Source organism: Pseudomonas sp. AC242, from assembly GCF_979258655.1.
Genome location: NZ_OZ409873.1, coordinates 1,712,442 through 1,725,914 on the forward strand (window position 1 = coordinate 1,712,442; position 13,473 = coordinate 1,725,914).

14 protein-coding genes are annotated in these 13,473 nt (G+C 61.1%); 5 read left to right on the forward strand and 9 right to left on the reverse strand.

What is annotated here, in order from left to right; all coding sequences use genetic code 11:
• Window positions 1–39: 39 nt before the first annotated feature.
• Genes ACZZ0A_RS07830 through ACZZ0A_RS07845 form a run of 4 tightly spaced genes read right to left on the reverse strand, consistent with a single transcriptional unit; the run spans window position 40 to window position 3,605 of the window.
• Window positions 40–792: an N-formylglutamate amidohydrolase gene (locus ACZZ0A_RS07830; protein ID WP_007919554.1), complete on the reverse strand. Its 753-nt coding sequence runs from the start codon at window positions 790–792 to the stop codon at window positions 40–42.
• The gene (locus ACZZ0A_RS07835; protein WP_007919556.1) at window positions 776–2,107 is read right to left on the reverse strand and encodes a type I glutamate--ammonia ligase; all 1,332 of its coding nucleotides are present in this window, start codon (window positions 2,105–2,107) and stop codon (window positions 776–778) included. Before ACZZ0A_RS07835 ends, ACZZ0A_RS07830 begins: the two co-directional genes overlap by 17 nt.
• A complete protein-coding gene (locus ACZZ0A_RS07840; RefSeq protein ID WP_007919558.1) occupies window positions 2,104–2,748 on the reverse strand; it encodes a cysteine hydrolase family protein in 645 nt (214 codons plus the stop codon). The genes ACZZ0A_RS07835 and ACZZ0A_RS07840 overlap by 4 nt, the downstream gene beginning before the upstream one ends.
• 2 nt (window positions 2,749–2,750) lie before the next feature.
• Window positions 2,751–3,605 carry a MurR/RpiR family transcriptional regulator gene (locus tag ACZZ0A_RS07845; protein ID WP_038369126.1) on the reverse strand — a complete coding sequence of 285 codons (855 nt, stop codon included), beginning with the start codon at window positions 3,603–3,605 and terminating at the stop codon, window positions 2,751–2,753.
• A 329-nt stretch (window positions 3,606–3,934) separates the two neighbouring features.
• On the opposite strand from ACZZ0A_RS07845, the gene ACZZ0A_RS07850 reads away from it, so the two are divergent.
• Complete coding sequence (locus ACZZ0A_RS07850) at window positions 3,935–4,504, forward strand: histidine phosphatase family protein (protein WP_007919562.1); 570 nt, start codon at window positions 3,935–3,937, stop codon at window positions 4,502–4,504.
• Window positions 4,504–5,259: a precorrin-6A synthase (deacetylating) gene (gene cobF, locus ACZZ0A_RS07855; protein ID WP_007919563.1), complete on the forward strand. Its 756-nt coding sequence runs from the start codon at window positions 4,504–4,506 to the stop codon at window positions 5,257–5,259. The genes ACZZ0A_RS07850 and cobF overlap by 1 nt, the downstream gene beginning before the upstream one ends.
• Before the next feature lie 224 nt (window positions 5,260–5,483).
• Here cobF and ACZZ0A_RS07860 read toward each other — a convergent pair whose 3' ends face one another.
• From ACZZ0A_RS07860 to ACZZ0A_RS07870, 3 genes are read right to left on the reverse strand one after another with little or no spacing between them, the layout of a single operon-like run.
• Window positions 5,484–6,665, reverse strand: coding sequence for an acetyl-CoA C-acetyltransferase (locus ACZZ0A_RS07860; RefSeq protein WP_463542797.1), 1,182 nt, complete (start codon window positions 6,663–6,665; stop codon window positions 5,484–5,486).
• 11 nt (window positions 6,666–6,676) lie between these two features.
• The gene (locus tag ACZZ0A_RS07865) at window positions 6,677–7,342 is read right to left on the reverse strand and encodes a CoA transferase subunit B (RefSeq protein ID WP_007919566.1); all 666 of its coding nucleotides are present in this window, start codon (window positions 7,340–7,342) and stop codon (window positions 6,677–6,679) included.
• Between the two features lie 23 nt (window positions 7,343–7,365).
• Window positions 7,366–8,064 (reverse strand): CoA transferase subunit A, encoded by a 699-nt coding sequence (locus ACZZ0A_RS07870; protein WP_007919568.1) that lies wholly within the window; start codon window positions 8,062–8,064, stop codon window positions 7,366–7,368.
• Window positions 8,065–8,304: 240 nt separating this feature from the next.
• Here ACZZ0A_RS07870 and ACZZ0A_RS07875 point away from each other — a divergent pair, with 240 nt between their 5' ends.
• The gene (locus ACZZ0A_RS07875; RefSeq protein ID WP_007919570.1) at window positions 8,305–9,192 is read left to right on the forward strand and encodes a LysR family transcriptional regulator; all 888 of its coding nucleotides are present in this window, start codon (window positions 8,305–8,307) and stop codon (window positions 9,190–9,192) included.
• A 338-nt stretch (window positions 9,193–9,530) separates the two neighbouring features.
• On the opposite strand, the gene ACZZ0A_RS07880 is transcribed toward ACZZ0A_RS07875, so the two are convergent.
• Entirely contained in the window at window positions 9,531–10,373 is an 843-nt protein-coding gene (locus tag ACZZ0A_RS07880) for an NAD-dependent protein deacetylase (RefSeq protein WP_007919572.1), read from the reverse strand.
• 54 nt (window positions 10,374–10,427) lie between these two features.
• Window positions 10,428–11,474 carry a class I SAM-dependent methyltransferase gene (locus ACZZ0A_RS07885; protein ID WP_463542798.1) on the reverse strand — a complete coding sequence of 349 codons (1,047 nt, stop codon included), beginning with the start codon at window positions 11,472–11,474 and terminating at the stop codon, window positions 10,428–10,430.
• A gap of 413 nt (window positions 11,475–11,887) precedes the next feature.
• On the opposite strand from ACZZ0A_RS07885, the gene ACZZ0A_RS07890 reads away from it, so the two are divergent.
• Window positions 11,888–12,727, forward strand: a complete 840-nt coding sequence (locus ACZZ0A_RS07890) for an HvfB family MNIO-type RiPP peptide maturase (RefSeq protein WP_463542799.1) — start codon at window positions 11,888–11,890, stop codon at window positions 12,725–12,727.
• Complete coding sequence (locus ACZZ0A_RS07895) at window positions 12,720–13,472, forward strand: HvfC family RiPP maturation protein (protein WP_463542800.1); 753 nt, start codon at window positions 12,720–12,722, stop codon at window positions 13,470–13,472. Before ACZZ0A_RS07890 ends, ACZZ0A_RS07895 begins: the two co-directional genes overlap by 8 nt.
• The last annotated feature ends 1 nt before the right edge of the window (window position 13,473 follow it).

Sequence of the window (13,473 nt, forward strand, 5' to 3'; positions counted from 1 at the left end):
ATCGGTCCATCGTTTACAGCGTCAGCAGTCTTTCATTCATTACAGCAATGGCGCGAAGTAGCCGGCCCAGCGCGATACGGCTTCTGGGCTGCGCAGCAAGTCATTGCGCACCTCGATCAGCACCGAGTCGAGGCCACGGGCATCGCCGTGCACCGGCACGGTCATGTCTCCCAGCGGATCGATCTTGTACGGCTGATTGCCGGCGACTTTCAGCGGGTGTTCGCCGAGGCCGTCGAGCAGGCGTTGCGCGTAGGCCTTGGCCTGACCGAACAACACGCCGGCCTCCAGCGGTCGCGGCTGGCCGTAATACACCGGGGTGAAACTGTGAATCCCCACCACACGCACCGCTTGGCCCTTGGCAACACGTTCGTCGATCAGCGTTTGCAAGCGCGCGTGAAACGGCTTGAACAAGGTCTGGCGGCGGTATTCGCGGGTGGCTTCGTCGAGTTCACGGTTGCCCGGCACCTGATAAATCTCGCTCTGCGCCGGAATGCTGTCCGGGGCGTGGCGTGGCCGGTTCAGATCGATCAGCAGCCGCGAATAATTGGCGCTCAACAGGGTTGCGCCGAGCATCTCCGATAACTGCTCGGCCAGTTGCAGCGCGCCAATGTCCCAGGCGATGTGTTCAGCGGCGGCGGCAGCGTCCAGGCCCAGATTGTTCAGAGCTTCGGGGATGTAGCGGCTGGCGTGTTCGCACACCAGAATCAACGGGTGCGTCGAGTCGGCGCGGCTCAGGTTGTAGGCCGGTCGGGTGTACAACCCCAGCTCGGCGGATTCAGTACAGGCGTGCATAGTGCTCACACAAGTCAGCGGGCGAGAGCTGTTCCGTCAGCGCCAGTTCCTCGGTTTTCAGGGCGTAATAGGTGTCGAGCAGCGGCTTGGGCAGCCATGCAGTGAAGGCGCCACTGTTGCGCAGGCAATCCAGCGCCTGGGCCAGCGAGGCGGGCAGGGCGACGATGCCCCGGGCCTGGCGTTGCTCGTCGTTGAGTGAATCGGGAATTTCATCGGTGATCGCGTTCAGTGCCAAGCGTTGTTCGATGCCCAGCCGACCGGCGATCAACAGCGCGGCCATGGCCAGATGTGGCGAGGCGGTAGCGTCCATGGCGCGGAATTCGAGGTTGAACTGGTTGGCCACGGACTTGCCGCCAAGGGTCACCGTCGGGCAGATGCGCAGCGCTGCTTCGCGGTTCTGTTGGCCGAGACAGGCGTAGGAGGCGCTCCAGTGATGCGGCTGCAAGCGTTCGTACGACACCGGCGTCGGTGCGGTAAACGCACACAGCGCCGGCAAGTAATGCAGGATTCCCGCTGCCCAATGCTGGCCGAGACTCGACAGACCGTTACTGGTGCCAGCGTCGTAGAGCATCGGCAGACCGCCCAGATCAAGCAGGCTGACATGCAGGTGCACGCCGTTGCACACCGCGTCGGCGGCGGTCTTCGGCGCGAAGCTCAAGTCCAGGCCCATTTGCCGGGCGATCTCGCGGGTGATCTCGCGCACGTTGACGGCGCGATCGGCTGCCGCCACGCCGAGCGTCGGGCGGCAGGTAATTTCGTATTGGTGCTTGCCGTATTCCGGCAGAAACATTTCCGGCTCGACTCCGCCGGCGCGCAGGGCGCTGAGCAGCCAGCCGCCGAACGCGGCGCCCTGACGCTGGGCTTCGAGAGAGAACGCCAGGTGCTCGGCGAAACCGGCGTGCAGGTTGAATTCGTGCTCGAACGCGGCGTTGACCTGCAAGCCCAACCCATCGCGATAACGTTCGATTTCATCACGCAACAACGTGCGCGGGCAGGCGCCCCACGGGCGGCCATCGGTTTCGCGGATATCGCCGTGGATGAAATCCAGCGCCGGGGCATCGGCGTCCGGGCCATTGCCGACGGTGACGCGGCTGCTCAGATCGGGAATCAGTCGCAGGTCGCCATAGGCGCCCCACGGATTGGTCGAAGCAATGATGTCCTGCGGCGTCAACGCGCTGTTGGCCGGCACCCAGCCGCACCCGGCGGCTTGATAATGCTCAAGCTCATCAGTGGGGAACGAGCGGCCGCGGGTGATGCCGATCAGGTCGGTGGTGACCAGCGTGGTCATCGGTAGCGGCGTCAGGCGCGTGCTCATGACCGCATCTCCTGCAGGCGGGCGAGCACGGTGTCGGTGTCGGTGATCCAGCAGTAACCCTTGATCGCATTCAGGCAGGCGTGATGGCGTTCGGCGCTGTAGGTGGCGCAGGCGTCCTCGACCAGCGTGACCAGATAGCCGCGATCGGCGGCGTCGCGCACGGCCATGTCGACGCACTGGTCGGTGACGATGCCGGCAATGATCAGGTGACGGGTTTGCAGGTTACGCAGCACGTAGTCGATGTTGGTCGAGTTGAAGACGCCCGAAGACGTCTTCGGCAGGACGATTTCGTTTTCCACCGGGGTCAGGTCTTCAATGATCCTGGCCTGCACGCTGCCTTTGGGCAGGTGCATGTCCGAGAGTTTGTGGTCGAGCGAGCGGTCGCGACCATCAGCGGTGAGGCTCTCGATAATCGTGTGCAGCACGTTCTGCCGCGCCTCGCGAAAGGCACTGAGCAAACGACGTTGGTTGGGCACCACCTGCATGTGCGCACGGGTCAGGAAATACTCGGCGTCAGGCCCATTGAGGTGCGCGTCGAACTGCGGTTCGAGCCAGGCACGCTGCATGTCCACCAGCAACAATGCGGTGTGGTCAGTGACAAACGGCAGATCCCGTGGCGAGCGGTGGGGAAGGCTGAACATCCTTATTTATCCTCCAGCAGGTGGGTGTTGAAGTCGTTGCGCAGGGCATCGATGCCTTCCAGGCGATCGGCGAGGTTTTCGGTGCGCAAGGTCAGGCAGGCAATCAGTGCTTCGACCTGAGCCAGCGCCGGCACCATGGTGTCGAACGGCGAGGCCGACTCCACCGGCGCGCTGATGATCAGGTCGGCCAACTCGCGCAGCGGCGAGGCATAGATATCGGTGAACAGCACCACGCGCGCGTTGTTGTTCTTTGCCGCGCTGGCGACCCGCAGGGCCTGGGTCTGGTAGCGGCGATAATCGAACACCAGCACGACGTCCTGGCGTTGCAGATCGAACAGGCGATCGGGCAGTTGCGCGTTGTCTTCCAAAGCGAAGCAACCGGGGCGCAGCAGGCGCAGGTGATTGAGCAGGTAAGTGGCCATCAGGCTGCTAAAGCGCCCGCCGAAGCAGTACACCTGATGCCGGGCATCGAGCAGCCAGTCGGTGAGAATGCGCACGTCTTCGGGTTGGGTCAGCGATTGGGTTTCGACCAGCAGGCGATGGCTGTCGCCCAGATAGTGGCTCCAGGCGTCGTCCTTGTGCTGATGGGCGCGCGGTTGCAACAGCGTGCGCGGCGAGCGCAAGCGGTGGTCCATGTCGCTGAGCAGTGCTTCCTGGAATTCGGCATAACCGCCGAAGCCGAGTTTTTTCACCAGCCGCACAATGGTCGGATCGCTGACCCCGGCATGTTCGGCCAGACGCGCCATCGGCCCCAGACCGTTGCGTGGGTACTGATCAAGCAAGGCGCGAACGACTTTGCGCTCCGACGGCGTAAGATCCAGGCCGGGATCGGTGATCAGGTCTCTGAGAGGGGGCATCCGGGCTCCTGCTGGATGAGGGTGTTGAATTCGCTTCATAATCCGTTAAAACAGTATTTATGTAACTGACGTTACATGTCTAGTGAATTTTTCAGTGTGTTGAAAAGGCTCCGGAATGAAGCGAGATGCCCGTGTAACAAGGGCTACACGTAATTCGATCGGGCTTGTAGTCCATCGCCCACGGCAGTGTCAGAAATCGCCGTATTTGTGCTTTTTTCTGCTGTGACCGAGGCGATCCGGCAGCCCTGCAGCCCTCGGTTTACGGCACAATTAACGACAGAATGGCTTTGCGCCGCTGATTTTCATGAAGGCCCACCGGAGCGATACCTGTGCAGACCACTCGTTTGACATTGATTTGCCATGCGCGAACCGTCGCACAGAAATTGGCGTGTTTTCCTACGAATGAGCCTGTTGAAAATATCGGGCTGGCATCGGGCGAGTTGTCCGAGCGTTTCGACGCCGCGCGACGTTTGATTTGCGCGCCGGAGTTGCGCACGCGCCAGACTGCGGCGTGGTTTGGCGCGGATGCGCAGGTCGATGAGGCGCTGCGCGATTGTGACTGGGGGCGCTGGCATGGGGTATCGATCAAATCCCTGCAAAACGCTGAAGGCGCGGCGTTGCACGCCTGGCTCGAAGATCCCCATGCGACACCTCACGGCGGTGAATCAGTGACGCAGTTATGCGAGCGCGTGGCGGTATGGCTGAGCAGTCTGCAAACCACACCAGAACATGTAGTGGCGGTGACGCATCCGTTTGTCATCCGCGCCGCGCTGATCCACGTGATGCGCGGTTCGGCGTTTCATGACATTGATGTCGAACCGTTGTCAGCGGTCGAATTGCGCTTCACCGGGCGTTGGCGCTTGCGTCTGCCGGGCCTCGACGTTCAAGGAGCACTTTGATGAAACAACTGCTGGTGATCGGCATCGGTGCCGGTAATCCCGACTACATCACGATGCAGGCCGTGAAAGCGCTGAACCGTGTCGATGTGTTCTTTCTGATGGATAAAGGCCAGAGCAAGGACAAGCTGATCGACTTGCGCCGCGAGATCTGTGAGCGCTACATCGACGACCCTGACTATCGCTTTGTCGAAGCCCACAGCCCGGAACGCGAACGCGGTGATGTCGACTATATGGCCAGTGTCGATGACCTGAACCGTGCCAAGCAGCAAACCTTCGAACGCCTGATCAATGACGAATTGTCTGACGGTCAGTGCGGTGGTTTCCTGGTGTGGGGCGACCCGGCGTTGTACGACAGCACCGTGCGTATCCTCCAGGCAATCCTGGCCTCGGGCACCTGTGCCTTCGAGTTTGAGGTGATTCCCGGGATCACCAGCGTTCAGGCGTTGGCGGCGCAGCACAAGGTGCCGCTGAACACCATCGGTCGTTCCATCGAAATCACCACCGGACGGCGTTTGGCGGCAGGGCAGGTGAGTGATACGGACAGTCTGGTGGTGATGCTCGATGCTGAGGATTCGTATCACCGGGTGGCCGATCAGCAGACCGAGATTTACTGGGGGGCTTACCTGGGCACGCCGGATGAGATTCTGATTAGCGGCAGGCTGGCGGATGTCGCGGACGAGATCGAGCGGGTGCGCAAGAAGGCGCGGGCGGAGCATGGGTGGATCATGGATACGTATTTGCTGCGCAAGCCTTAGATTGTTGGTGCTTGGACTGGCCCCCATCGCGAGCAGGCTCACTCCTACAATTGAATGGGTTCACAATTCCAATGTAGGAGTGAGCCTGCTCGCGATAGGGCCGGAACATTCAACGTACATTTTGAACAGGCAAAAAAACACCCGGTGCAACGCAAGTCGCACCGGGTTTTTGTTGCCAGCAAGCGGCGGATGTCGTGGATCCGCCATTCACTGTTGAACTCTGGTTATGCGCGTTCCAGCGCCAGCGCCACACCCTGACCGCCGCCGATGCACAGGGTCGCCAGACCCTTTTTCGCATCACGCTTGATCATTTCATGCAGCAGGGTCACCAGCACGCGGCAACCCGATGCACCGATCGGGTGGCCCAAAGCGATGGCGCCGCCATTGACGTTGACCTTGTCCAGATCCCATTGCAGATCCTTGGCCACCGCCAGCGATTGCGCGGCAAATGCTTCGTTGGCTTCGATCAGGTCGAGCTGGTCGATGTTCCAGCCAGCCTTGTCGAGGCAGCGGCGGGTCGCCGATACCGGGCCGATGCCCATGATCGCCGGGTCGACACCAGCGTTGGCATAAGCGGCGATGGTAGCCAGTACAGGCAAGCCGAGGGATTTGGCTTTTTCCGCGCTCATCAGAATCACGGCGGCGGCGCCGTCATTCAGCGACGAAGCATTACCAGCGGTGACGCTGCCGTCCTTTTTGAACGCCGGACGCAGTTTCGCCAGGGATTCGGCGGTGGTGTCGCCACGCGGTTGCTCGTCGACCTTGAAAGCAACAGGATCGCCTTTGCGCTGCGGGATCAGGATCGGGGTGATCTCATCGACAAAACGGCCGGCCTCAATCGCTGCGGCGGCTTTCTGCTGCGAGGCTGCGGCGAAGGCGTCCTGCTGCTCGCGGCTGATTTCGTACTTGTCGACCAGATTCTCGGCGGTGATGCCCATGTGGTAATCGTTGAACGCATCCCACAGACCGTCACTGATCATGGTGTCGACGATTTGCGCGTGGCCCATGCGCAGACCGGTGCGTGCGCCAGGCATTACATAGTTGGACAGGCTCATGTTTTCCTGGCCGCCGGCGATGATCACATCAGCGTCGCCGCAACGGATCGCCTGCGCACCCAGGTGCAAAGCCTTAAGGCCCGAACCGCAGACCTTGTTCAGGGTCAGCGCTGGCACGGCGTGGGGCAGGCCAGCTTTGATCGCGGCCTGACGCGCCGGGTTCTGGCCGGCGCCGGCGGTCAACACCTGGCCCATGATCACTTCATCGACCTGCGCACCGTCCAGCCCGGTTTGTTCGAGCAACTGGCGGATCACCGCCGCGCCCAGATCCACCGCGGAGACGCTGGCCAGCGAACCCTGGAAACTGCCGATCGCGGTACGCGTGGCGGCAACAATTACGACGTCTTGCATTTTCGAATTCCTCACTGGGCAGCGAACTGCATTTCCGGTACGTGATCCGGGACGATCAGTTTACCAGCGGTTTTGGCGACGATTTCCTCGACGCTGACGCCAGGTGCGCGTTCTTTGAGGACAAAAGCGCCATTTTCGATTTCCAGGTAGGCGAGGTCGGTCAGCACGCGCTTGATGCAACCGGCGCCCGTCAGCGGCAGGCTGCATTTGGCCAGAAGCTTGGACTCACCATCCTTGGAGGCGTGGGTCATGATCACGATGATGTTGTCGGCGCCGGCCACCAGATCCATCGCGCCGCCCATGCCCTTGACCAGTTTGCCGGGGATCATCCACGAAGCGATATTGCCTTCGACGTCGACTTCGAACGCGCCGAGCACGGTCAGATCGACATGACCGCCACGGATCATCGCGAAGGATTCGGCGGAGTTGAAGATCGATGCGCCGATACGCGCGGTCACGGTCTGTTTGCCGGCGTTGATCATGTCGGCATCGATGGTTTCTTCGGTCGGAAACGGACCCATGCCGAGCAGGCCGTTTTCCGATTGCAGCATGACTTCCATGCCTTCAGGAATGTAGTTGGCGACCAGGGTCGGAATGCCGATGCCGAGGTTCACATAAAAGCCGTCCTGCATTTCGCGGGCGACGCGCTGAGCCATTTGTTCGCGGGTAAGTGCCATTTTTTATTCTCCGTCAGCCTGAATTATTTGCGGATGGTGCGCTGTTCGATGCGTTTTTCGAACGTGCCGCAAATGACCCTATCGACGTAGATGCCCGGGGTGTGGATCTGCGAGGGGTCGAGTTCGCCGGGTTCGACGATTTCTTCGACTTCAACCACGGTGATCTTGCCGGCGGTGGCGGCCAGCGGGTTGAAGTTCTGCGCGGTGTGACGGTAGACGACGTTGCCGAAGTGGTCGGCTTTCCAGCCTTTGACGATGGCGAAGTCGCCGGTGATGGATTCTTCCATCAGGTACTTGCGACCCTTGAATTCGCGCACTTCCTTGCCTTCGGCGACCGGAGTGCCGACGCCGGTGGCGGTGAAGAAGGCCGGAATGCCGGCGCCGCCTGCGCGCATCTTCTCGGCAAGGGTGCCTTGCGGGGTCAGGATGACTTCGATGTCGCCCTTGAGCAGTTGCTCTTCGAACAGCTTGTTTTCGCCGACGTAGGAGGCGATGACTTTGCTGATCTGACGGTCGGTGAGCAGTACGCCAAGGCCGAAACCGTCGACGCCGCAGTTGTTGGAGACGACGGTGAGGTCGCGGGTGCCTTTGCGCTTGATCTCGGCGATCAGGTTTTCCGGAATGCCGCACAGACCGAAGCCGCCGGCGATGACGGTCATGCCGTCCTCAAGCCCGGCCAGGGCTTCCTCGTAGGAACTCACGCGCTTGTCGAAACCTGCCATATGCACCTCTTTTATTATTTGCGGGCGGCTGGCTAGCCGAATGGTTGGAGTGTCTCGCTGGAAGATATATTTGTTAAGTTGATTTTTAAGGTTGATTGATAGATAAAACTCAACAAATGCATCTGCCCCCTGTAGGAGCTGCCGAAGGCTGCGATCTTTTGATCTGATAAAACCAAGATCAAAAGATCGCAGCCTCCGGCAGCTCCTACCTGACCGAGTTTCATGTTCAGAGGTTTGAGTATGACCATCAAACAGATCCGCGCCTTCCTCGCCGTGGCCCAGAGCCTCAGCTTCGCCGTGGCTTGCGAGCGCCTGCATCTCTCGCAATCAGCGTTGAGCCTGACCATCAAAGCGCTGGAGGAGGGACTGGGCGGGCGCCTGTTCAGTCGCAACACCCGCAATGTGGCGCTGACCGCAGAAGGTGAGTCGCTGCTGCCACTGGCCCGGCGCCTGATCGCGGACTGGGACAACGCCGAAGACGAGATGCGTCAACGCTTTAGCCTGCAACGCGGGCGGGTGACGTTAGCGGCGATGCCGTCGTTTGCCGGCAACCTGTTGCCGCCGATCCTCAAAACGTTTCGCGCGCGCTATCCGAACGTCAACGTCACGGTCAATGACGTGATCAACGAGCAAGTGCTGGAAATGGTCCGTGATCGTCAGGTTGAGCTGGGGGTGGCGTTCGAGCCGATGCAAAACACCTCGATGACATTTACGCCGCTGTACAGAGATCGCTTCGTCGCGGTGGTGTCGAAGGATTCGCCATTGGCGCAGCGCAGCGAGATCGATTGGCAGACGTTATTGCAGGAGCCGTTCATCACCTTGCAGCGGCCCTCGACGGTGCGGGTGATGCTCGAAGAGCACTTGCAGGCGCGGGGCATGAAGTTGCCGGTGGAGTTTGAAAGCCATCAATTGGCCACGGTCGGGCGGATGGTCGCCAGCGGGCTGGGCGTCAGTGCCGTGCCGGCGTTGTGCGCCGGGCAGATGCAGGAATTGGGCGCCCATTGCCTGACGCTGGATGACTCGGTGGAGCGAGCCATCGGCGTGCTGACCGAACCGGGCAATGAACTGTCGGCGGCGGCGCAGGCGTTGTTCGATATTCTCAAGGCTGAAGATCTCGGGCTACTGTGAGATCTACCCCCTCACCCCAACCCTCTCCCCCAGAGGGGGCGAGGGGGAAGGGAGCTGATCGGGGGCATTTCAAAAAATGGGTTCGACTCGAAATTTACAGGTCGATGTATCGCTAGCAACAACTCGGTCAATTCCCTTTCCCTTGGGCGAGGGCGAGGGCGAGGGCGAGGCCTAGTGTTCGGGGAAAGGGAGCAGATCGTGGTTATTCAGATTGTGAGCTCGACTCAGCATTTTCAGGTCGCAGTATTCAGCCCAGACAACTCGGTCAGTTCCCTCTCCCTTGGGAGAGGGCTAGGGTGAGGGGCTTGGGTCCTGAGTCGAGCACAAAGTGCAGCAACTCACCGATCCAGCACTTCAACCAACAACGGCAAAAGCTGTTCACACGACGCTTCAATCTTCAAATCCAGCAAATCATCCGCCCGGGTCTTGCCCAGATTGATCGCAATCAACGGTTTCCCGCGATCGGCGATCACCCGGCACAGGCGAAACGCCGAATACGCCATCAACGAAGACCCCACCACCAACATCCCCGCGGCATTTTCTGCCGCCGCCATCGCCCGTGCCGCCGTGTGCTGCGCAACGTTTTCGCCGAAAAACACCACGTCCGGTTTCATCCGCTCGCCAAAGCAATGCGGGCAGTGCGGCACCTGAAAACGCGCCTCGAACGCCGGGTCGAGCAGGGTGTCGCCATCCGGTGCCTGCACCGCGTCGACCCCGGCCAGATACGGATTGTGCAATTCCATCAGTTGTTGAATCGCATCGCGCTCGCTGCGCTGACCGCAGTCCAGGCACAACACCCGATGCAGGCTGCCGTGCAGTTCGATCACGTCGTGGCTGCCGGCCTGATCGTGCAGGGTGTCGACGTTCTGGGTGATCAAGTCACGGATCAGCCCACCGTGCTGCAGATCGGCCAATGCCTCGTGAGCCGCGTTCGGTTGCGCCTGACGCACCCTTGGCCAACCGAGCATGGCCCGCGCCCAATAGCGGCGGCGCGACTCGGGGGCGGCGAGGAATTCCTGGTACATCATCGGTTGTCGGCCACGGCGTACTCCGTCGCTGTCGCGGTAGTCCGGAATGCCCGACGGCGTGCTGATGCCGGCCCCGGTCAGTACGATGAAGTCGCCATCAGCCATCACCTCTTGCAGGGTGTCGAGGTGTTCGCGGGTCGGGCTGTCGAGCATGGTCAGCGCTCCGAAGTGGGCAGTGCCAGCAGGTTAGCACGCGACCCGCATGGCTTACTTGCGCGCCTCCAGAATCAGGTTGAACGGTGTCTGCGTGGCCCGACGGAAGTGCTTGAACCCGGCCTCGGAAAACACTTTGCGTAAACGCATTTCCCCGGCTTGCGCGCCTAGGCCGAGGCCGACTTCCTGCGACAGCGAGTTGGGTGTGCAGATAAACGTCGAGGCGGCGTAGAACAGCCGTCCGACCGGGTTGATGTTGTCGTCCAGCGTGTCGTTGGCGAATGGCTCGACCAGCAACACCGTGCCGTCGTCTTTCAACGAGTCATAAGCGTGACGGGCGGCGCCGACCGGGTCGCCCATGTCATGCAGGCAGTCGAAATAGCAGATCAGGTCGTAGTCATCGCCGGGGTAGCTCTTTGCCGAGCCCTGGAAAAACTTCGCCCGGCTGCTGACGCCACCTTCCTCGGCGCGTTGGGTGGCGACAGTGATCGAGGGCGCGTGATAGTCGTAGCCGACGAAGCGCGAGTTGGGAAAGGCCTGGGCCATGATCACCGTCGAGGCGCCATGGCCGCAGCCGACATCGGCGACTTTGGCGCCTTCCTCCAGTTTCGCCACCACGCCGTCCAGCGCCGGCAGCCATTCGGCGATCAGGTGACCTTTGTAGCCGGGCCGGAAGAACCGCTCGGTGCCGGTGAACATGCACGGATGATGATCGCCCCAAGGCAGAGCGCCATTGCCGCGCATGGCTTTGACCAGTTTGTCTTTGTCGTGGAAAAACGACGCCACCACCCCGAGACCACCGGCGACGTAGACCGGCGAGTCCTCGACGGCGAGGGCCAGCGCCTGTTCTTCCGGCAGACGGAACTGGCCGTCGTGGTGCTCCATATAGCCGGACGCCGCGTGAGCGCTGAGCCATTCGCGCACCAGACGCGGATTACAGGTGGTTTTGGCGGCGAGGGCATCGGCGCTGATTGGCTGACTGTCGGCCATCGCCCGGTACAAACCGAGTTCTTCGCCGACGATGACATTGGCCAGCATCGCCGCGCCGCCCATGTCGTTGACCAGTTTGCCCATGAATTGGTTGAGCTTCGCCTCGTCCATCATGTGTGCTCCTGAAACAGGATCACGGTCCGGCGGCGTCGAAGGTCGAGGCGTGCGCCACCGGGCGGTGGTCACGGAGTTGGGCAGGGCACGGCTGACGTCCTGCGTCCCCCTCGACTGGGTAATAAAGGAGTCTAGCCCCGGTCCGGGCGTGTCGCTGGATTTGTGAGCAACGAAAACCTGTGGGAGCGAGCCTGCTCGCGAAGGCGGCATTTCAGGTAATTCTGATCTTGTCAGTGCCGACGCTTTCGCGAGCAGGCTCGCTCCTACAATATTGATCGGCAGTGAATCTGTATCACTGTGTATCGCCGTGACGGGGGGACACACAGGGCTGCAAATGCCCGGTCATCTGCACACAACCGCAATACATCCGGCGGCTCAAATGTGGAAAACCCACTGCTGAGGTACATCCCATGCATACGCCGCCCTCATCAATGCCACCCAGCGTCGGCCTCGGCCTGCGCCGTGGCCTGCTGAAAGACCTGCATGCTGCGCACAGCGGCACTTTCGATTTTCTCGAAGTCGCCCCTGAGAACTGGATCGGCGTCGGCGGCGCCCACGGTGCAGCATTGCGTGAACTGGCCGAACGCTACCCGTTGTCCTGCCACGGTTTGTCGCTGTCACTCGGCGGGCCGGCGCCGCTGGATGTCGGGTTCTTGCAGGAGGTCCGGGTGTTTCTCGACCATTACAACGTGGCGCTGTACAGCGAGCACCTGAGTTATTGCAGCGATGACGGGCACCTGTATGACTTGCTGCCATTGCCGTTCACCGAAGAGGCGGTGCACCACGTCGCCACGCGAATCCGTCAGGCCCAGGACATTCTCGGCCGGCGTCTGGCCGTGGAAAACGTTTCCTACTACGCCGCGCCACGTCAGGACATGGACGAGGTGAGCTTCACCAATGCCGTGCTGCGCGAGGCCGATTGCGACCTGCTGCTGGACGTCAACAATGTCTACGTCAACGCGATCAACCACGGATTCGAACCGCAAACCTTTCTCGCCGGCATTGAGCCGGGCCGGGTGGTCGGCATGCATGTGGCGGGGCATTTCGATGAGTCCGATACGCTGAAAATCGACACCCATGGTGCCTCGGTGAAGCCGGCGGTCTGGGCATTGCTGGCTGAGGCCTACGCGCGGTTCGGTGCGCAACCCACTTTATTGGAGCGGGATTTCAACTTCCCGGCATTTTCCGAACTGATTGCCGAGTTGCAGACCATTCGCCATTTACAAGCGGGGGGCAGCCATCGTGGATAACCTGCTACAGCAACAGCAGGCGCTGACCCGGTATTTGCGTGATCCCGAACATCAGTCGCCGCCCGTCGACATGAATGTGCAACGGGTTAACGTCTACCGGGACCTGGTATTCAACAACCTGTCGCAATTGTTGAGTGGCACCTTCCCGGTGTTGATTCGAATCATTGGGGAAAAACGCTGGGGCTGGCTGGTGCGAGGATTCTTGCGCGACTGGCGGGCGCAGACACCCAGGTTCGGTGAGATCGCCGAAACGTTTCTCGACTATCTCGCTGCGCAACCGCAGGTGTTGCGCGAGGGTGAGTGGCCGGCGTTTCTGCTGGAGCTGGCGCATTACGAATGGGTCGAAATGGTCTTGCAGCAATCTGATGCTCAAGCGCTGCCGTCGACGGATCCGGCGTTGTTGCTGGAACGCCCGCTGCAAGTCTCGGCGTTGGCCTGGCCGCTGGCGTATGTATGGCCGGTGCATGAACTCGACCCGGACAATCAGCCCGCCACGCCACCGGCTCAACCGACCTTGTTACTGGTGCGACGCACGGCTGACTGGAACGTGAAGTTTTCCGAACTGAGTCCGCTGGCCTGGCGGTTGCTGCAGCGCATCGACGAATATCCCGCCCTTGATGGCCGTCAGCAGTTGCAAGGTTTGGCGGTGGAGGCGGGGGAGACTGCAACCGTTGCATTCATGGAAAACGGATTGATGTTGTTGCGGCAAATGCATGAAGACGCCGTGCTCTGCAGCATCGTTTGAA